The sequence below is a fragment of the Niallia sp. FSL R7-0271 genome, assembly GCF_038005785.1.
Classification (GTDB): domain Bacteria; phylum Bacillota; class Bacilli; order Bacillales; family Cytobacillaceae; genus Niallia.
The window spans coordinates 3,711,865-3,731,484 of the sequence record NZ_JBBOTZ010000001.1; the positions used below are offsets into that span (position 1 = coordinate 3,711,865).

21 protein-coding genes are annotated in these 19,620 nt (G+C 39.8%); 6 read left to right on the forward strand and 15 right to left on the reverse strand.

Annotation, left to right across the window (positions count from 1 at the left end):
• Window positions 1-34: 34 nt before the first annotated feature.
• The 4 genes from argS to speE form a co-directional block, all read right to left on the reverse strand.
• Window positions 35-1,705, reverse strand: a complete 1,671-nt coding sequence (gene argS, locus MKX82_RS18960) for an arginine--tRNA ligase (RefSeq protein ID WP_233315947.1) — start codon at window positions 1,703-1,705, stop codon at window positions 35-37.
• Complete coding sequence (locus MKX82_RS18965) at window positions 1,702-2,151, reverse strand: DUF1934 domain-containing protein (protein ID WP_341079123.1); 450 nt, start codon at window positions 2,149-2,151, stop codon at window positions 1,702-1,704. The genes argS and MKX82_RS18965 overlap by 4 nt, the downstream gene beginning before the upstream one ends.
• Window positions 2,152-2,653: 502 nt before the next feature.
• The gene (gene speB / locus MKX82_RS18970; protein WP_233315949.1) at window positions 2,654-3,526 is read right to left on the reverse strand and encodes an agmatinase; all 873 of its coding nucleotides are present in this window, start codon (window positions 3,524-3,526) and stop codon (window positions 2,654-2,656) included.
• Between the two features lie 86 nt (window positions 3,527-3,612).
• Window positions 3,613-4,440 carry a spermidine synthase gene (gene speE, locus MKX82_RS18975; RefSeq protein ID WP_233315950.1) on the reverse strand — a complete coding sequence of 276 codons (828 nt, stop codon included), beginning with the start codon at window positions 4,438-4,440 and terminating at the stop codon, window positions 3,613-3,615.
• A 380-nt stretch (window positions 4,441-4,820) separates the two neighbouring features.
• On the opposite strand from speE, the gene MKX82_RS18980 reads away from it, so the two are divergent.
• Window positions 4,821-6,896: a transglycosylase domain-containing protein gene (locus MKX82_RS18980; RefSeq protein ID WP_233315951.1), complete on the forward strand. Its 2,076-nt coding sequence runs from the start codon at window positions 4,821-4,823 to the stop codon at window positions 6,894-6,896.
• A 37-nt stretch (window positions 6,897-6,933) separates the two neighbouring features.
• Here MKX82_RS18980 and MKX82_RS18985 read toward each other — a convergent pair whose 3' ends face one another.
• Together MKX82_RS18985 and MKX82_RS18990 are read right to left on the reverse strand one after the other, a co-directional pair.
• Window positions 6,934-7,443 carry a YwhD family protein gene (locus tag MKX82_RS18985; protein ID WP_233315952.1) on the reverse strand — a complete coding sequence of 170 codons (510 nt, stop codon included), beginning with the start codon at window positions 7,441-7,443 and terminating at the stop codon, window positions 6,934-6,936.
• Window positions 7,444-7,470: 27 nt separating this feature from the next.
• Window positions 7,471-8,109 carry a site-2 protease family protein gene (locus MKX82_RS18990; RefSeq protein WP_341079127.1) on the reverse strand — a complete coding sequence of 213 codons (639 nt, stop codon included), beginning with the start codon at window positions 8,107-8,109 and terminating at the stop codon, window positions 7,471-7,473.
• A 202-nt stretch (window positions 8,110-8,311) separates the two neighbouring features.
• Here MKX82_RS18990 and MKX82_RS18995 point away from each other — a divergent pair, with 202 nt between their 5' ends.
• A complete protein-coding gene (locus tag MKX82_RS18995; protein WP_233315954.1) occupies window positions 8,312-8,497 on the forward strand; it encodes a 2-hydroxymuconate tautomerase in 186 nt (61 codons plus the stop codon).
• A 55-nt stretch (window positions 8,498-8,552) separates the two neighbouring features.
• Here MKX82_RS18995 and MKX82_RS19000 read toward each other — a convergent pair whose 3' ends face one another.
• From MKX82_RS19000 to MKX82_RS19010, 3 genes are all read right to left on the reverse strand, one after another.
• Window positions 8,553-9,059 (reverse strand): YwgA family protein, encoded by a 507-nt coding sequence (locus tag MKX82_RS19000; RefSeq protein ID WP_233315955.1) that lies wholly within the window; start codon window positions 9,057-9,059, stop codon window positions 8,553-8,555.
• 44 nt (window positions 9,060-9,103) lie between these two features.
• Window positions 9,104-10,402: an HD domain-containing protein gene (locus MKX82_RS19005; protein WP_237942355.1), complete on the reverse strand. Its 1,299-nt coding sequence runs from the start codon at window positions 10,400-10,402 to the stop codon at window positions 9,104-9,106.
• 160 nt (window positions 10,403-10,562) lie between these two features.
• On the reverse strand, window positions 10,563-10,787 hold the full coding sequence (locus MKX82_RS19010) for a DUF1450 domain-containing protein (RefSeq protein WP_233316152.1): 225 nt from the start codon (window positions 10,785-10,787) through the stop codon (window positions 10,563-10,565).
• Window positions 10,788-11,063: 276 nt separating this feature from the next.
• On the opposite strand from MKX82_RS19010, the gene MKX82_RS19015 reads away from it, so the two are divergent.
• Together MKX82_RS19015 and MKX82_RS19020 are read left to right on the forward strand one after the other, a co-directional pair.
• Entirely contained in the window at window positions 11,064-12,404 is a 1,341-nt protein-coding gene (locus tag MKX82_RS19015; RefSeq protein WP_237942070.1) for an MFS transporter, read from the forward strand.
• A 125-nt stretch (window positions 12,405-12,529) separates the two neighbouring features.
• The gene (locus tag MKX82_RS19020; protein ID WP_341079132.1) at window positions 12,530-13,309 is read left to right on the forward strand and encodes an RsfA family transcriptional regulator; all 780 of its coding nucleotides are present in this window, start codon (window positions 12,530-12,532) and stop codon (window positions 13,307-13,309) included.
• Window positions 13,310-13,442: 133 nt separating this feature from the next.
• Here MKX82_RS19020 and MKX82_RS19025 read toward each other — a convergent pair whose 3' ends face one another.
• Together MKX82_RS19025 and pta are read right to left on the reverse strand one after the other, a co-directional pair.
• Window positions 13,443-14,288: a lipoate--protein ligase family protein gene (locus tag MKX82_RS19025; protein WP_341079599.1), complete on the reverse strand. Its 846-nt coding sequence runs from the start codon at window positions 14,286-14,288 to the stop codon at window positions 13,443-13,445.
• Window positions 14,289-14,437: 149 nt separating this feature from the next.
• Window positions 14,438-15,415 (reverse strand): phosphate acetyltransferase, encoded by a 978-nt coding sequence (pta, locus tag MKX82_RS19030; RefSeq protein WP_233315959.1) that lies wholly within the window; start codon window positions 15,413-15,415, stop codon window positions 14,438-14,440.
• Between the two features lie 319 nt (window positions 15,416-15,734).
• Here pta and hemQ point away from each other — a divergent pair, with 319 nt between their 5' ends.
• Entirely contained in the window at window positions 15,735-16,478 is a 744-nt protein-coding gene (gene hemQ, locus MKX82_RS19035) for a hydrogen peroxide-dependent heme synthase (protein WP_233315960.1), read from the forward strand.
• A gap of 187 nt (window positions 16,479-16,665) precedes the next feature.
• Window positions 16,666-17,178: a spore coat protein GerQ gene (gene gerQ, locus MKX82_RS19040; RefSeq protein ID WP_233315961.1), complete on the forward strand. Its 513-nt coding sequence runs from the start codon at window positions 16,666-16,668 to the stop codon at window positions 17,176-17,178.
• 43 nt (window positions 17,179-17,221) lie between these two features.
• Here gerQ and MKX82_RS19045 read toward each other — a convergent pair whose 3' ends face one another.
• The 4 genes from MKX82_RS19045 to MKX82_RS19060 all read right to left on the reverse strand — a co-directional run bounded on the left by MKX82_RS19045 (window position 17,222) and on the right by MKX82_RS19060 (window position 19,590).
• Window positions 17,222-17,593 carry a DUF423 domain-containing protein gene (locus tag MKX82_RS19045; protein WP_233315962.1) on the reverse strand — a complete coding sequence of 124 codons (372 nt, stop codon included), beginning with the start codon at window positions 17,591-17,593 and terminating at the stop codon, window positions 17,222-17,224.
• Window positions 17,594-17,611: 18 nt separating this feature from the next.
• Window positions 17,612-17,911, reverse strand: a complete 300-nt coding sequence (locus MKX82_RS19050; RefSeq protein WP_233315963.1) for a YwdI family protein — start codon at window positions 17,909-17,911, stop codon at window positions 17,612-17,614.
• A gap of 260 nt (window positions 17,912-18,171) precedes the next feature.
• A complete protein-coding gene (locus MKX82_RS19055) occupies window positions 18,172-18,861 on the reverse strand; it encodes a uracil-DNA glycosylase (RefSeq protein ID WP_341079601.1) in 690 nt (229 codons plus the stop codon).
• 12 nt (window positions 18,862-18,873) lie between these two features.
• Window positions 18,874-19,590, reverse strand: coding sequence for a DUF4230 domain-containing protein (locus MKX82_RS19060; RefSeq protein ID WP_341079139.1), 717 nt, complete (start codon window positions 19,588-19,590; stop codon window positions 18,874-18,876).
• Window positions 19,591-19,620 lie beyond the last annotated feature (30 nt).

Genomic DNA, 19,620 nt, shown 5'->3' on the forward strand with positions numbered 1-19,620 from the left:
AAAAAAGGATGGAAGCAATTCCATCCTTTTTTTATTACATTTTCTCTGGCGCAGAGACACCGATAAGGCGCAGTGCGTTTTTAAGTGTGATTTTTGTAGATTGAATTAATGCCAATCTCGCTTTTGTTCTTTCCATATTATCTGCATCTAATACTTTTTCAGCATTATAGAAGCTATGGAATGTTGATGCTAAATCAAAGATATAATTTGTGATGCGGTGCGGCATTCTTTTTGCAGCAGCTTCTGTCACTGCTTGCGGGAATTCTCCTAGTTTCTTTAATAGGTCAAATTCTTTTTCTGCCGAAATGTAGGAAACATCAAGATTATTGTCCAGTTCAATACCCTGTTCTTTCCCTTGTCTTAAGATGCTGGCAATACGTGCGTGCGCATATTGAGCATAGTAAACAGGGTTGTCGTTAGATTGAGAAACAGCCAAATCAAGGTCAAAGTCAAGATGTGTATCAGCACTTCTCATCGCAAAGAAGTAACGTGTTGCGTCCAAACCTACCTCTTCCACTAAGTCTCTCATTGTAACAGCTTTTCCTGTACGCTTGCTCATTTTCATCTTTTCGCCGTTTTTGTAAAGATGAACCAGCTGAATGATTTCCACTTCCAAAGCATCCTTATCATAGCCTAATGCTTGGATAGCTGCTTTCATACGTGGAATATAGCCGTGGTGATCAGCACCCCAAACATTGATAAGCTTAGTAAAGCCTCTTTCTAGCTTATCTTTATGGTAAGCAATATCTGGAGTCAAGTATGTGTAGGAACCGTCGTTTTTAATAAGCACGCGGTTTTTATCATCACCGAAATCCATAGAACGAAGCCAAGTTGCTCCATCCTCTTCAAAGATATAGCCATTTTCTCTTAGAGAGTTTAATGCTACATCGATTTTTCCGTTCTCATATAGGGAAGTTTCCGAATACCAAACATCAAACGGAACACGGAAATCTTCCAGATCCTGTTTCAGTTTGCCCATTTCGTACTTAAGTCCGTATGAACGGAAGAATTCAAAACGTTCCTTTTCATCAGCATTTACATATTTATCGCCAAACTCAGCGGCAAGCTTCTTTCCAATTTCAACGATATCTTCTCCATGATAACCGTCTGCAGGCATTTCCTTTTCTAAGCCTAAAGCTTGGAAATAACGTGCTTCAACAGAAAGCGCTAAGTTATTGATTTGGTTACCAGCGTCATTGATGTAATATTCTCTAGAAACATCATAGCCTGCTTTATCAAGGATATTGCACAAAGAGTCACCAACAGCTGCACCTCTGGCATGTCCTAAATGAAGATCTCCAGTAGGGTTTGCTGATACGAACTCAACTTGTACCTTTTCTTTATTTCCAAAGCTAGTTTCTCCGTAAGCATCGCCTGCTTCAAGGATTGTCGGAATTAAATCAGCCAAATAGCTGTTATTCATATAGAAATTAATAAATCCAGGACCAGCAATCTCAACCTTCTCAATGGAAGCTTTCGATTGATCAAAGTTTTCGATAATTGCTTCTGCAATTGCTCTAGGAGCTTTTTTTGCCACTCTCGCCAGCTGCATCGCCATATTCGTAGAGTAATCTCCGTGCGCTTTGTCTTTTGGCAATTCAAGGATTACTTCTGGAATCTGTGCCTCTTCAGCAAGACCTGCCTTCATAACACTTGCTTTAATTTCATCCTTCAGTTTATCTTTTATTTGGTCTACTATATTCATGCTTGTTCTTTTTCCTCCTTCAGTTGGATGGTCATATGATAGGTTCCATTGTTATTGCCATTCACATTTAAATCATACAATATATCAATAAGCCCATATAAACTTTCTGCTTCCTTTTCAAAGCTCAACCGCTTCGTATCTGTTACCATCAGAAAGGTTCCATAGGGGGTTTCATAGCTTCCGTTTCGCTTTTTATTCAACAGAAAGGAAAGGCGCATTTTAACGGCTCCGCTGCGAAGTATTAAACCTTCGTGTTCTGCAATCTTGACGATTGTCTTGATGGTCCCTTCTTCGATCACTTCTTCATACTTCACATAACTGCTTCCATCTTTTTCTAAGTATTGTCCAAATCCAACCCACTCAATACTTTCCTTGTTGCTTCCATTGTAGATATTGGTGGTCACATGTATTTTAACAGGTGTTTGTTGCCCTAACGTATTAGACAACGGCAACACTTCCTTTTCCTCTAAACTATAACTTAATAAGTATAAATTTTTTAAAAGGGAAGTGCAAGATGATGTATGGATATAGATGAAAGTATCTTGGTTTGTATAAAAAAGCGGGGGGGCAATCCATCCTATCTGATCCATAAAGACGAATAATAAATACTTTGAAACATACGGTCCTTGAGTTGACAGGAAAATGGGTTCGTTCCATTGCGCTCGGCCACTCGCTTCACTAGAGGTGACCTCTGCACCTTTTCCCTAACATTTTAAATCAATAATAAAAGAACCGAACTATTTAACCAATAAAAGGTTAAAATAGTTCGGTTCCAACTTAGGATTAAATACTTATGTCACAGCCTCTTGCAAATGGAAGACTTATTATCCTCTAGAAAAGATTTCCACGGGTCGAGCGCCGAACCTCGCTAATAAAAGCAAGAAGTCTCACCTATCCGCTCCAATCAATCTCCTTTTATGAAGCAGGATAGCTACTTCATACTCTTACTTATTTCACCCAACCAAGGATCATTTCTCTGATAAGCTTACTTGCAGTATTTGCTGTTTGTTCTGATGGATCGTAGATTGGAGCTACTTCTACTAGGTCTGCTCCTACGACATTTACTTCAGAACGAGCGATTTCGTGGATGGATGCAAGCAATTCTTTCGAAGTAATTCCGCCTGCATCAACTGTTCCTGTACCTGGTGCATGGGCAGGATCTAGTACATCAATATCAATCGTTACATATACTGGTCTGCCAGCCAATGTTGGCAGAATTTCTTTAAGTGGCTCTAGCACTTCAAATTTAGAAATATGCATGCCCACTTCTTTTGCCCATTCAAATTCTTCCTTCATTCCAGAACGGATTCCAAAGGAATAAACGTTTTTTGGACCAATCAGGTTTGCAACCTTTTTAATCGGTGTTGAGTGAGAAAGAGGCTCTCCCTCGTATTCATCGCGAAGATCTGTATGTGCATCCATATGGATAATTGCCAAATCCGGATATTTTCTGTACATCGCTTGGAAAACACCCCATGATACTAGATGCTCTCCACCCATTCCTAATGGAAACTTGTCTTCTGCCAGTACTTTTCCCACAAATTCTTCAATCATATCTAAGCTTTTTTGTGGATTACCGAATGGCAGCGGAATATCTCCAGCATCAAAATAATTAACATCCGCCAAGTCACGATCTAAATAAGGGCTGTATTCCTCTAGCCCAACTGACACCTCACGAATTCTTGATGGACCGAAGCGAGATCCGGGACGGAAAGAAACTGTCCAATCCATAGGCATTCCATAAAGAACTGCCTTGCTTTCCTCAAAACTTGGGTGACTTTTTATAAAAACATTACCTGCATATGCTTCATCAAAACGCAAAACCTGTCCACTCCTTTTTAGGGTTATTCCCTAAGCTTCTTTTTATATCAGGCTCTGCAAAGATTCTTTATCCTTAAAAGAGCCGTCTATTCTGTTAAGTCTTTTACGAACTTCGGGAGCACAAAAGCAGCTTTGTGCAACTCCTTCGTATAGTATTTTGTTTCCAATTCATGAAAACGGTCTTCCTTCACTTCAAGCGGGTCATACTTTTTTGAACCAATAGTGAATGCCCACATACCACTTGGATATGTTGGAATATTAGCAACATACAGTCTCGTAATCGGGAATATCTCTTTAACATCCTTTTGCACCGTTCGAATGAGGTCAGCCTTGAACCATGGGTTGTCTGACTGCGCTACAAACAAGCCATCTGCCTTTAATGCCTTTGAAATTCCTGCATAGAAGCCTTTAGTGAACAAGTTAACAGCAGGGCCAACTGGCTCTGTTGAATCGACCATAATTACATCATAGTCATTTTCACTTTCAGCAATATGCATAAATCCGTCTCCAACCTTAACATCAACTCGTGGATCCTCCAGCTTACCTGCAATTTCCGGCAAAAACTTTTTACTATATTCAATTACCTTCCCGTCAATATCTACTAAGGTTGCTTTTTTAACAGTAGGATGCTTTAGAACTTCTCTAATAACACCGCCGTCGCCACCGCCGACTACTAGCACATTCTCTGGATTCGGGTGTGTGAATAACGGTATATGTGCCACCATTTCATGATATACGAACTCATCCTTGACGGAGGTCATGACCATATCGTCCAATAAGAGCATATTGCCCCATTCTTCTGTTTCAACCATATCAAGCTTTTGAAATTCTGTTTGCTCTGTATGTAATGTTTGCTTTATCTTCATCGTAATTCCGAAATTATCTGTTTGTTTTTCTGTAAACCATAATCCCATCTTTTGCTTCCTCCATTCTTTATTACCTCAAAATAAGGGTTTGAAAAAGGTGCTCTCGCCATTAATTTCCTCTTGCCTCCCTATGAAAGGCTCAAATCAACAGAGACAGGCTGTTACATATAAAAAGCATGAAAAGGGGCCAAGTTGACTATTCCTTCCTATATACTTCCCAAACAAATAAATAACAAACACGAAAAAAAGTATAGAGTAAATTCGCTAAAATGCAAGAAAAATTTACTAGCACAGTTATAAAAGGTTTAAAATGCCATTCTTATCCACATACTAGTGCTATCTAAAAAACTTGAGCATTCCTCGCTATAGGAGTTCACAATATGACAAGATTTATAAAAATCACAAATCCACTCGGAGGTGCGGCGTAAATGGAACTCATCGCAAAGGATCGCCTTAAAAATTCAGCCAAATATATCCGGCTGCTCATTATTCTGGCCATCCTCGCCGGGTTTATTTTCAGCGTTATTTTTGCAGGTGTCCTCATATATGCGAAAGCATTAGGAGCACCGCCACTAACTGTGTCCCAATCGACCATTTACTATTCTGATGATGGTACAATCATTGGCGAAAGCAACAGCGGACAAAAAAGGTATTGGGTGCCGATTGAGGAAATAAGTCCAGATTTAGTCAATGCGACCGTATCGATAGAAGATAAGGGCTTCTATGATCACCATGGCTTTGATTATAAGCGAATTGGTGCCGCTGTACTTGCAGATATAAAGGCAATGGCGAAGGTGCAAGGTGCAAGCACGATAACACAGCAGTATGCCAGAAATCTGTTTCTTGAGCATGAAAAAACATGGAAAAGAAAGCTCTCAGAGGCATTTTATACAATCAGACTTGAAATGTTTTATACAAAACAAGAAATTCTGGAAGGTTATATTAACACCATCTATTATGGTCACGGCGCTTACGGTGCTGAAGCGGCAAGTCAATATTATTTCGGCAAGCCTGCTTCTGACTTAACTTTAGGTGAGGCCGCAATGCTTGCGGGTATACCGAAAGGACCGAGTATTTACTCTCCCCTTGTTTCACCTGATAATGCAAAAAAAAGACAGGAAATCATCTTAAATTCCTTGCTGGAGAATGGCTATATTAACGAGCAGCAAAAGAAGACAGCGTTTGAAGAAAAGCTCAAATTCACAGGAGAGTTTCCGATTTCCAGCACAGAAACTGCGCCTTACTTCCAGGATGCTGTTAAAAGCATCTTGAAGTCAGAACTGAAGATGGATGATCGCACCATCCAGTTAGGCGGCTTACGGGTATATACAACATTAGATACAAAGCAGCAAAAAATCGCTGAAGATACGATAAAAAAACAGATAAGTGATACAAGCAAGATTCAAGTTGGGTTTGTAGCAATGGATCCTAGCAGCGGCTATGTTAAAGCAATGGTCGGGGGGCGAGATTACAGCGAAAGCCCATTTAACAGGGTTACCCAAGCAACACGTCAGCCTGGCTCTACAATGAAGCCGCTCCTTTATTATGCTGCATTGGAGCATGGCTTTACACCTGTGACGATGATGAGCGGTGAGAAAACGACCTTCCGATTTGATGACGGGCGCGATTCCTATACTCCTCATAACTTTAACAATCAATATGCTGAAGGAAACATCTCAATGGCACAGGCACTTGCCTTATCCGATAATGTTTATGCTGTTAAAACACATTTATTTCTAGGCATGGATGTCTTGGCGGACACTGCTGAAAGATTTGGACTGACCACTCCAATGCAAAAGGTTCCTTCACTTGCGCTCGGAACCTCGAATGTAAAGGTGCTGGACATGGCTAATGCATACAGTATGCTGGCAAATGGCGGGAATAAGGTAGCTCCCGTATTTATCACAAAAATTGAAACTGCCGACGGCCAAGTGCTTTATAAGCAAAAACAAGAAAATGAACAAGTGTTAGACACTGATTTAGCGTTTATCATGAATTCCATGATGACAGGCATGTTTGATAAAAATCTAAATGGCTATGCAAGCGTGACAGGGAGCACAATCGTAAATGACATAACAAGGATTTATGCAGGCAAGTCAGGATCGACCGAATCAGACAGCTGGATGATCGGATACACCCCACAGCTTGTATCTGCAGTCTGGACAGGTTATGACCAAGGAGAGTCTATTACTCTGTCTGCAGATAAAACATATGCTAAAAAGGTTTGGGTGAACTTTATGGAAAATGCCTTGAAAGATGAACCTATTCTAGGCTTTAAACCGACAAAAGGCACTGCAGCTGCTTATATAGACCCAAAAAGCGGAAAGCTGGCAACAGAGGCTTGTTCAACAAAGAGGCTTATGTACTTTACAAAAGAGAAAGTACCAACCCAATATTGCGATGATCTTCCTAAATATGATTCAACAGAACAAAGCGGGAAGAAAAATGACGGGAAAGAACAAGTGGAAAAACAGCCTTGGTATAAGCGGATTTTTCATTGGTAATAGAAAACAGCCTTCCATAGAGAAGGCTGTTTTTTATTTATCCAAGCAAATCCTTTTTCAGCTGATCTGTTGAATTATTCCAAAGTGACTCGTCATGATTAATAAGAAAATCAGCAAGCACTTTTTTTGATTTATCATCCATATGATCTACCATAATATGGCGTTTCATTGATTTATCCATTTTATTTACATGTTCTGGAAGGGATTTATATCCTCTGCGAATAGAGCGGTCAACTGTCATTTCACAAGCTGTCACACCAGCATAGTATGGACCTTCAAGCTTACGGTCGATTGTTACCCACACAAGCCAGTATGGCTTACCGTTCGGGACTTCTTCTTTTTCTTTCAAAAACTTTATTCCTTTTTCAACAGCACTTCTAGCATGCATGGCGCCGACATCGACAACTGCCTCACCAGCTTCTACATCTATAATTACTGGAGAGACATTCTCCAAGCTCAAAGAGCCGATGCCGAAGCCTTTATGACCGTCTGTCGGATCGTTTTTAATAATATTGAAGCCGACTGGCTTTTTCTTTTTCTCTTCCAATGTGTACACTCCTTTAATAGTATTTTGTTAAAACAAGATGGAAGTAAATAGACTGGCAAAAAATCCAGAGATACTATTTATCCATGGTGAAATTGTTTGATCAGACAATCCAGTTACAAGCAGCACAATAAAAAGAATCGAGCCATACACTTCATACTTGGACAAGATAGATCTAACTCTTGAATTAACTAAGTCTTCAATAATACGATAGCCGTCCAATGGAGGCAGCGGCAGCAGGTTAAATGCAAAAAGCATTAAGTTTATAGACACAAAAATGGACAGGAACGGATAGAGATCAAAGGCAGTCCCAGTAGGAACCCCTAATCGGTACAAAATAGACACACCTGCATAGCCAATAAACGCTAAGATCAGATTACTAAAAGGTCCTGCAAATGAAACTAAAACACCAGCAAGTTTTGGCCGCTTAAAATAATGACGGTTGACCGGAACTGGCCGCGCCCAACCAAAGCCGGCAATCAAAATGAAGATGGCCCCGATTGGATCAATATGGGCAATCGGATTAAATGTGAGCCTCCCCTGTTTTTGTGCGGTCGGATCCCCAAACTTATATGCCACATATGCATGGGCAAATTCATGGACCGTAAAAGCAATAATGATGGAGATGATAATGTATGGCAAACTCGCCAAAGATTGTGAAAATAACAAAATGCTTTTTCTCCCCTCAAATTACGTATTGTTTTCTATATCTTCTTTCTATTTTCTCTATTTAGATAGACGTACTTGATAAAATTATACATGATATAAATTAGAAAAGAAATCTTTCAAACAGCAACTGGCTTTGTTTAGCTTACTTGCTATTTTTTTGAAAATATGAAAAACTAAAAAAAATGCATTTGGAGGGATATATATGCCGTATATTACAGTTAAAATGCTGGAAGGCCGAACAGAGGAGCAAAAGAAGAATCTTGTTGCGAAGGTGACAGAGGCCGTTGTTGAAACGACTGGCGTACCAAAGGAGAAAGTTGTTATTTTCATTGATGAAATGTCCCCAAACCATTACGGAATTGCAGGTGTGCGCAAAAGCGACGAATAGAAAAAAAGGATAGTGTTCCTTTGGCTTTGCCTTAAAAGAACACTATCCTTTTTTCTTATTGTTTTGCCAGCCCTTTTAAAGAATCAATATATTGGTAAGCAGCTTCGACTTCTTCCACTGTATACTTCTGCTTGCTTTTTAACGTAAATACCTTTTCTTGCACTTCTTCCTTTTCCAAATTGTCAAAAAAGAGGACAGTGGATACAAGTTCAAGGAAACGGGAGTTTTGTCTGTTCATATCATTCAGACAGCCAGGCAATGCCGGCATTTCCACATCATTCTGTTCTAAAAATTCTTGGCCGTTGTCTGTCAGCGTATACCGATACTGATAATAGCCGCCCTTTTTTTCTTTTATTTCATTGAGAAACCCCATATTGCAAAGTTCTTCTATCCTCAATGTCAGCTCTTCTGAATACGGTCCAAAAAAATGAAATTGATATTTTTCATGGAAAGGGAAATCCAGCTTCTTTGCGATGTAAATCATCTTTTGCAATTTTTTTCTTCCGATAATCTCACCTGAAGCAGCAATCGCGTTCATAATTTTCGCATGATCTTTTAACAAAATTGGTCATCTCCTACTCCGAATAATCCTGTAAATACACCTTATTAAATATCTAATAACTGCCTTATCTGCATCTTTGTTTCTTCGTGTTCACGATCGTCTTTCAAGATGTCTTTAGGGAAATAAAGTTTATGATCTGTCCTTCTTTTGCCCGAAATACTGTCCACAATCTCGGATTCTCTTGATAGCTCTCTAATTTCATTGTTCTTCATCAAAAGATGAATCGGAAGCCGCTCCTCCTCTTCACCTGGACGGTAAAAGTCATACGGAAGATCGGAGGATGAATCTACTACCAGGTAATACTCTGGATCTAGACCAATCTCTGTAAAGAGCTTAGATAATTCAGCGAGCTTCTTGTATTCTTTTGCCGGATCAAACTCAACATATTTGAACAGGTTCCGGTTCATGAAGCGTCGGCATAAATCCCTTAAAATCTCATCCTCTTCTTCTTGCCACATTTGGAAATAATAAAGAATGATAGACTCATCCAGCTTCAAGTAGTCTTCTAACGATGTTTCTTCTTCAAAGATAGAGTAGAAATGGGTTGGATGATGAATAAAGGAGTAAAATTGCTCATGCAAGTGTTTCGCTCTATGTAGAATTTTCGTCAAGATGACTTCCGCACTTCTAGACACAGGGTGAAAATAAACTTGCCAATACATCTGATAGCGGCTCATTATATAGTCTTCTACTGCATGCATTCCGCTCTGCTTAATAACGGCCTGATCCTCACGAGGGCGCATAACACGCAATATTCTTTCCATATCAAAGTTCCCGTAGCTTACACCGGTAAAGTACGCATCTCGCAACAGATAATCCATGCGATCAGCATCAATTTGACTAGAAATAAGACTTACAACTAGCTTTTCTTTTGATGTCTTGCCAATGACTTCTGCTACTCTTTTCGGGAAGTCGGCTGCTACTCTTGACAGCACTTGATTGACCTCTGTATCACCAAGAATGATGTCCTGTGTGAATTGCTCATGATCAAGATCAAACACCTTTTCAAAAGAGTGAGAAAAAGGACCGTGCCCTAAATCATGGAGCAGCGCGGCACATAATGACAAAAGCCTTTGGCTGTTATTCCATTCCTTCCTGTCCTTAAACACGTCATCGATAATTCTTCTGACAATCTCGTACACGCCAAGAGAATGGTTAAACCTGCTGTGCTCTGCACCATGGAAGGTTAAATAAGTGGTTCCAAGCTGTTTAATTCTCCGCAGGCGCTGGAATTCTTTCGTTCCGATCAGATCCCAAATAGCCCGGTCTCTGACATGGATATATCGATGCACAGGATCCTTAAACACCTTTTCTTCATTTAACTTCTCTGTAGAATATGCCATGCTTTCGTCTTCCCTCTTTTCTTTTATTGTCGGTTTCTCTGCAAGAAGAATATAAAAAGAGGGATTTCTGTTTAAAAAGGTTATCTGCATGCAGGCTTTGCCTCTCAAGCTGATGTTACACTTTTTAGAAACTCCTCTTTTCAGTTAAGCTGTTATAAGATTATTTCTTTAGCTTATTATTTACTTTATCCATTAATTCCTCTTCTGTTAATGCTGCAAGCGGACGATTATTAACAAATGCAAAGGTTTTCTTGCGACCTGGTCCGCAATAGGATTGACAGCCAATCTCTATCTTTGCCTCAGGATCTATTTGCTTCAGACGCGGTATCAGTGTTTTTAAGTTAACTGCCTGACAATCGTCGCAAACTCTAAATTCGTTTGCCATCATGACAACCCTTTCTATCTCAAACATTCTTTAATCTAGTAAAGATATTCATAAGTTCGTTATATTGCTATATGGTATTTTACCCCTTCTTCCAAATCAATGCAAGATGCAAACTATTGTCAAAACAGCTCGAAAAAAGGCTCCTTTTAGGCAACAAAAATACAGAATAGGCTTGTCTCGAAACCGCTCTATTCCTAGTTTAAAGCTTCTGAGCATACATCTATGTTTCCCAGGGAAATTATTGTATAATTCATCTGAATTTAAGGAGGAGTAAATATGACAAAAAGCAGAACATTAGTCATGGTAAGTATCGTCCTAGCCATGCTCGTTGCTTCTATTGATACAACGATTATGAATACGACAATGCCTATCATTGCAAAAGAACTAGGGCGATTTGATTTATATGCATGGTCCTTTGCATCCTATATGATCACAAGCACTATCCTTTCTCCTATTGCAGGGAGACTTTCAGATATATTTGGAAGAAAAAAGGTCTTTGGTTTCGGGATACTGTTATTTTTGGCTGGCTCTTTATTGTGCGGCATTGCAGGCGATATGGTCCAGCTTATCCTTTTCAGAGCTCTTCAAGGGATGGGTGCAGGCTTTATGATGCCATTTCCCGCTATTATTGCTGGTGACTTGTTTCCCATTGAAAAGAGAGGAAAAATCCAAGCGTTGTTCACAGCAATGTGGGGCTTATCTGCCATCCTTGCTCCCCTACTCGGCTCATTATTTGTAGAGTTTTTAACATGGAGATGGATATTCTTTATCAACTTGCCTGTTTGTATCGTTGCATTTTTAACCTTATTGCCATATAAGGAAGACTATCAGCCGAAAAAGGCAAGTGTCGATTATATTGGTGCCATTTTGTTTGGTGCAGCAATCACTTTCCTGCTGTTAATCACATTAGTGGAAAAAGGCCAAGTTTTGTATGGATTAGCCGGCATCATTCTGTTGATTTGTTTTTATCTATATGAAAAAAGACAAACATCTCCGATTGTTCCGCTGTCCATCTTTAAGAAAAAGACAATTTTCTGGATTTATATTAATGGATTTATTGGGACATTGGCATTGTTCGGCACGTCAAGCTATATTCCCCTCTTTCTTCAGGATGTCGCCGGACTTTCTCCTTTTCTGAGCGGAATTGCGTTATTAGGTGTAGCAGTTGGCTGGATGCTTGTATCAGTGCCTGCCGGTAAATGGATACTAAAATACGGCTATCGCATTCTACTAATCATCGGCAACGGACTTCTCGTTTTATCAGGTATAATGCTTGTGCTCCTCAATGAGACCCATGGATTTGTGTATACATTCATCATCATGCTCATACAAGGTTTAGCATTTGGTTTGCTTTCAACCGTCGGGGTAATCGGCTCTCAAGCATTAGTAGGCCCGCATGAAAAAGGGATTTCCACCTCTTTCTTTATGTTCTGCCGAAATATGGGTACATCCATTGGTGTTACTATCATGGGCGCACTTCTTACAAGTCAGGCTGTGTTTATGACAGGAATTCATCATCTTTTCCTTTATGGGTTCATTACAAGCATCGCAGCACTGGTAACAGCATTTTTTATCCAGAATGAAAGTTCAGTAGAAAAAGCTGGTTCCACAAGATAACGGTATTCTTTCGCTCTATAAAAAAATCTACTATCCTTGTATTTCGTTTGTATAAATAAGCGCCATGGTGGCAATGATGTAACTAGAAATACTTATTTATCGAAACAAATCGGGAGTTGAGTGATATGAAGATACGCCAAGATGCTTGGTCAGAAGAAAATGATTTATTGCTGGCAGAAACAGTTTTGCGCCATGTCAGAGAAGGAAGCACACAATTAAATGCTTTTGAAGAAGTTGGGGATAAGCTCAATCGCACATCAGCAGCATGCGGCTTCCGCTGGAACGCAGTTGTTCGCCACCAATACGAGAAAGCACTGCAATTAGCAAAAAAGCAGCGTAAACAGCGGCAAAGAATCCTCGGCAAAGACCAAGGTGGAAAAAAGAAGCTTTTGTATTCTCCACCAGTGCCTTCTGCAGACGATTTGGAAGCTTTAACAGTCTCCACAAGCATGGAATTTTCCTCATTTGAGATTCAAAATATAGAAGAGGAAGAAGAGGCTGCTCCAGTTTATCAGGAAAGTGTTCCAGAACAAATGCTGCTTGCTGCTCCACAGGAAACAACAAGCATCTATAAGAGCCCTAGTGCCAACACTAATTCTTTGGATTTTGACACAGTCATTGCCTATTTACAAAATTTCCGTAATTCTCAGCTTCAAGTAGAAGTGCTAAAAAATGAGAATGAAAGATTAAAAAGGGAAATGGCCATGCTGAAGAGCCGCAATCAAGAATTAGAAGGAAAATTGGACAAGCTGGAAAGCAACTCAGAAACTATTCAGGAAGATTATGAAACATTGCTTAAAATAATGAACAGAGCTAGGAAGCTAGTCGTTTTAGAAGAAGATGAGCGTCCGGCAACAAAGTTTAAGATGGATCGAAACGGAAATTTAGAAAAGCTTGCTGAATAGCTATTCGTGCACACCCTTCTAGTCACAGGACTTAAGTGCTGGTTTGGCAACCATTCTCGTTAACCATAAAAGAGGATTATAGATCGATAAAAGCGTTAAATAGCGCCTACTATCCATCTATAATCCTCTTTTCTTATCTGAACGGACCCAGGAACTTTTCGTTGCGCTCGATTACACGCTCATAGTAAGAATCAAATAAAGGTATCTCTTCTCCTTGCAGCTGGTCAGCAAACAAAAACTCTGCATGATCCTTTAAGGAATAAAGCAGCTTTGTCAGCACTTGATCAACTGTGAGCTCGACTCCGAGCAATTCGGATAATGAGGCCATCACTTCAGGCACTATGTCTGGATAAGCAAACTTTGTTTCTTCGCCGTTTTTTCCAATAGCATAAAACTCTTCTATAGCTTCTGCTCGTTTTTGACCGCTTCCAGAAACACAAAGATAGATTTGAACAGCAACTCCGCTTCTCATTCTTCTTTGGGAAATTCCTGCGAATTTTTTACCGTCTATGCTTAAATCATAGCTGCCAGGGCAATAGGATCCTACGATTTCCTTTGCTTCAATGTTTTTATGAAAATCAGAGAACATATATTTAATAAGCTCCCACATCGTATCATAGCCGCTGTTAATATCTATCCCCTTTTCCTGCTCAGGCAAGATAAGGGAAATGTTTAATACCCCTTCATCCAGAACAACTGCCAATCCGCCTGAATTTCTGACGATATATTGGAATCCCTCTTTTTCTAAATAGGCAAGCGCATCCTTTAAATAAGGCAGCTTCGTATCTTGAATTCCTAATATGACTGACTTGCCATGCACCCAAGTGCGCGCTGTTGCTGGCGCCAAACCTCCGCCGACAGAAGCGCATAGCGTATCATCCATTCCAAAGGAATGCAATGGGGAAACATGTAAACCGGTGCTCGACTGGTCAATGATTCTCCATTTCTTTTGCTTTAACAAACTGTTGTTTTCCATTATTGCCAAGCTCCTTCATAAGGAAAAGTCATGCTAGTGTTACAGGTTTTCCTGAATCAATAGCGCCATATTATTATATAGCAAATAAATAAAAGAAAAAACTATTCATCTTCAGCAGAACTTAACTAAAAGATGAATAGTTTTTAGGAGGATTAATGGCTGATGCTTTGAGCTGCAGTAATTAATGCAAGCTTGTACACATCTTCTTCATTACATCCGCGAGAAAGGTCATTAACAGGACGGTTTAATCCTTGAAGGATTGGACCTACTGCCTCAAAATTACCAAGTCTTTGCGCAATTTTATAACCGATATTTCCTGCTTCTAAGCTTGGGAATACAAATACATTTGCATCACCTTGAATTGGTGAATCAGGAGCTTTTTGCTTCGCAACAGATGGAACGAATGCAGCATCAAATTGGAACTCCCCATCGATTACTAATAGAGGATCCTTAAGTTTCGCTTCAGCAAGTGCACCTTCCACTTTTTCTGTTTCTGGCGATTTTGCAGAACCTTTAGTAGAGAAGCTCAACATAGCAACACGTGGGTCAACATCGAACATTCTTGCTGTTTTTGCACTTTCTACTGCAATTTCAGCAAGGTCGGAACTATCTGGATTGATATTGATTGCACAGTCTGCAAATACATATTTCTCATCTTCACGAACCATGATGAAAACGCCAGAAGTTTTCTTTACGCCTTCTTTTGTTTTAATGATTTGCAATGCAGGGCGTACAGTATCAGCAGTTGAGTGAATCGCACCGCTTACCAAGCCATCTGCCTGGTTAGCATAAACAAGCATTGTGCCGAAGTAGTTTTCATCAAGAAGCGCTTTGCGAGCATCCTCTTCTGTTGCTTTCCCTTTTCTTCTTTCCACAAAAGAAGCTACTAATGCATCGAATTGTGCATAGCTTTTCGGATCATAGATTTCAGCATTTTGTAAAGAAACACCTAAGTTCTCTGCTTTCGTTTGAACTTCTTCCAAATCTCCGATTAAGATTGGTGTTAATATATTCTCTTCTGCCAGACGGCCAGCAGCTTTTAATATTCTTTCATCCAGTCCTTCTGGAAAAACAATTTTAAGGTTTTGGCCTTTTACTTTTTCTTTCAAGCCTGTAAATAGGTCACTCATTAACGAATTCCTCCTTTATGTATACATATTATAGGATACTCTTCCTTGCTAAAAATTCAAGGAATTATACCGATATTTTAAAATTAAGCGCCAATTCCTGTTGTAACACCTAAAATCTGTTCTAAACGGCGCCAGATAAGCTATATCCTGTTATAGCATAACTACCCGTTATATTTTTCCCTAATCATGTTCTAACATGCACATGATTTTTACTAGGTTCGTTTTATGCTTTATTTTGTTCAAGTTTTATTCACAACTTTTATGGAGAAACTATGTTATAGTAAACCTATATGAGAATTATTATCAAGGAGTGGTAGCAATGAGCGAAGCAGCAAAAACACTTGATGGCTGGTATTGCCTTCATGATTTCCGGACAATGGATTGGACTACTTGGAAGATGGTTCCAAGTGAAGAGAGACAAGCAGCCATTAATGAATTCCTAGGATTGCTAGAAAAATGGAATGCTGTTCAAACAAATAAACAAGGTAGCCATGCTGTTTATAATATTGTAGGCCAAAAAGCAGATTTCATGATGATGATTTTGCGCCCAACAATGGAAGAATTACAGCAAATCGAAACAGAATTCAACAAAACGAAGCTAGCAGAATTTACTGTACCTGCTCATTCCTATGTTTCTGTAGTAGAATTGAGCAACTATCTTCCATCTAATTCTGATGAAGATCCTTATGAAAACCCGCATGTAAAAGCTAGACTATATCCGATTCTACCTGAATCAAAATATGTCTGCTTCTATCCAATGGACAAGCGCCGCCAAGGCAATGATAACTGGTACATGCTGCCGATGGACGACCGCAAAAGCTTAATGAGAAGCCACGGAATGATCGGGCGTCAATATGCCGGCAAAGTGAAACAAATCATCACAGGATCTGTCGGCTTTGATGACTATGAATGGGGCGTTACATTATTCTCAGATGATGTTCTCCAATTCAAAAAATTAGTATATGAAATGCGCTTTGATGAAGTAAGTGCCCGCTACGGCGAATTCGGTTCTTTCTTTGTCGGCAATATCTTGTCAGATATACCTGCATTCCTGGAAGTTTAATACGTTTTTAGAACCCCACTATTTTAATGGTGGGGTTTTTTCACTTATTAATTTTTCAGTCCCCTAGGAATAACTTCTTTCTTCCCCTCATAGGATGGAATAGTGAGCAAGCAGCCCAGCTTTTTAAAAATGCAATGAATGAATGTTTGCAATAAAAATGTTTTGTTTAAAAGATGGAGGGATGAAAATGAGTCAGTCTAATTATTACCCTTATCAAGACGGGCGAAACCAAGGTTATGGTTTCCCACAAGGCTATGGAACAGGGCAGCAAGGTCAAGCATTGCCTGGCAGTCAAGGAGCAGCACCCGGACAGCTTTTTGGTACAGCACCACAACCTGGATATGGCACACAGGCGCCGTACATACAGCCGCAAAGCAATGCTCAGCAGACAGCACCTTCCCTGCCAGGCCAGCTTCCTTTAGAAGCTTCTTATATAGAGAATATTTTACGGTTAAACAAAGGTAAGCTTGCCACTGTTTACACTACATTTGAAAATAACCGTGAATGGAATGCAAAGATTTTTAAAGGTCTTATTGAAGCAGCTGGACGTGATCACCTTATTTTAAGTGATCCACAAACAGGACAGCGCTATCTGATTCCAATGATTTACCTTGATTATGTAACATTTGACGAAGAAATTGAGTATGAATATCCGTATGTCACAGGTGCTCCAAACTTAACTTCGTACCCGCCAAGATAAATAATCAAAACGAAAAGCCGCCCAGTGGGCGGCTTTTAGAGCTTTACAGATGTTTAACTGCTGCGATTACAATGAGTAGCCAAGCAGCAATAAACGCCACTCCACCAATTGGAGTAATAGCTCCCAATATTCCTACTTGAGTAAGTGCTAATACGTAAAGGCTGCCTGCAAAGAAAATAATTCCTGCAACCATCAGCCATCCAGCCCAAGTCAAAAGAGTGTTTTCTGGAAATTTACTCATAAGAATACCAATAATAAGAAGGCCTGTACTATGGAACATTTGATATTGCACACCTGTTTTCCAAATTTCCAAGTATTTTTCAGGGATCCTCCCTTCAAGACCATGTGATCCGAAAGCACCAATAGCCACAGATAGCATGGCGCTGATTGCTCCAATGATAATAAACATTTTCATATTATTCTCCTCGTTTCCTTAGAAATCAAATAAAGAGTCGCCATTTCCTTCATCAGTATCCAATTTAGGTGTTTGCACTGGCTGCACTGGCTGCAGCTGCTGAACCGGAACAGGGGCAGGCTGAGCAATGCTTGGCTGGTATACAGGCTGGCTGTATGTTTCACTTGAACGATACGTGCTTTCTTGTTCCAAACACAGCTCACATAATGATTTTATCGCATAAACCCTTTCGCGAATAGTCGCCTCGCTGCCGCTTGCTTTTGCTTCCTTCAGCTGATCTTCTATCTTTGCCAATAATTTTTGGACAGAAATGTTCATAGTTTTAATCCTTCCTTCTTTTGCTGCCGCGTTTATTTGTGAGTGAAGCGGAGACAATCTTGTCCGGATGCCCTCTTCACTTCAATAGACGGAAGTGCTCTGCCTTTAAATTCAAAGGCTTTACACCCCTTTGGGAATCTAGAGTCCCAAGTAATATAAAAATGCTTGCACTTAAAACAATCTATCCTTTTTTGCTCTGTCATCTTTTTCTCCTCGTCAAAAAAGCGGACTAGCAATAGTCCACTTCTTATTTTATTATATTACTCCTTGCCAAAACAATCATCTGCACACCAATTTATTGGATTTGTGCCTAACTCTTCTAAAATGGCATTTATTTTGGAAAAAGGTTTGCTTCCGAAAAAACCTCTATATGCTGATAAAGGGCTAGGATGACTTGATGTAATAATTCGATGCTTGTCTGTATCAATGAGCTTCATCTTTTCCTGTGCAGGCTTACCCCACAACACAAAAATAACTGGCTCCTGCCTTCTGTTCAGCTCTAAAATTACTTCATTCGTAAACAATTCCCATCCTTTTCCTTTATGGGAATTAGCCTGACCTTGTCTGACTGTCAAAACTGTATTCAACATAAGCACACCTTGTGTTGCCCAGCCTTTTAAATAACCATTATCAGGAATTTCACAGCCGACATCCTCTTTCAGCTCTTTAAAAATATTCTTTAAGGAAGGCGGAAGCTTTACACCAGGCTTAACAGAAAAGCTTAACCCATGCGCCTGCCCCGGTCCGTGATAAGGGTCCTGCCCTAAGAAGACTACCTTCACTTCCTTTAGTGGAGTGTATTTTAAACTATTGAATATATCTTCCTTTGCAGGATAAACCGTATACTGACTGTATTCCTCTTTCAGGAATTCTTCCAAGCTAGTAAAATACTCTTTCTGCCGTTCACGCTCTAAGAGCTGCTGCCAGTCATTATTAATTAAATCCAACATAATAATCATCCTTTAACCTTCTGTATATTCTATCTTTACACTGTATCCAAGCTGTGAATAAAACTCTTTTATAGTCTTTTCGGCATTTGCTTCTGCCTTTTCCAATAAACCTTGTGACTCTGCTTCCTTCTTGATTTCCTCTTTAGCCTCATTGGCAAGCTGATAACCTTCTTCCCAATCTACATCTCCTCTAAATAAACCAGAAATAGAATATGTCTCTACTTGATCAAAGTCTATCGACGGCTCTTGCAAAATTTCTGCATGAGGAAGCTTGAGGCTAATCTCTTTTTTCTCTTCGTCAACTGCTATCCGGTCCGATTCTATTTCCTCCAGATTTACACCAGCAGTAACAGACCCAGGGACAACAAGAAGAATTTTCCGTTTTGTTCCAGGAATATCTGTACTGATTTCTTTTCCAAAGATTTCATTATCCTCTTTTTCCAGAATAACCTTCACAAATGCTTGCGAGGTAGCTAATGAGGATAGATCCTTCATCTGCTCAACAAACCTGCCTTCCTTTATGGCAGGTTCATCTGCCATTGCCATTTTCCAACATGCTATAATAATTGCTACCAAAACAAGTAAGAGGACAACCATAAAAAAGGCTCTTTTTATCCCCCGTTTTGTTCGATTGAAAATCCCTAGTTTTGGCAGGTAAGAACGCTGCTCTGCTTCCATTACTGCTGCCGCTTGCTCTCTTCGGCTCTGCTTCCAGTCTTTTCTCTTCATTCCTTCTCCCCTTTATTAATAGCTTATGTA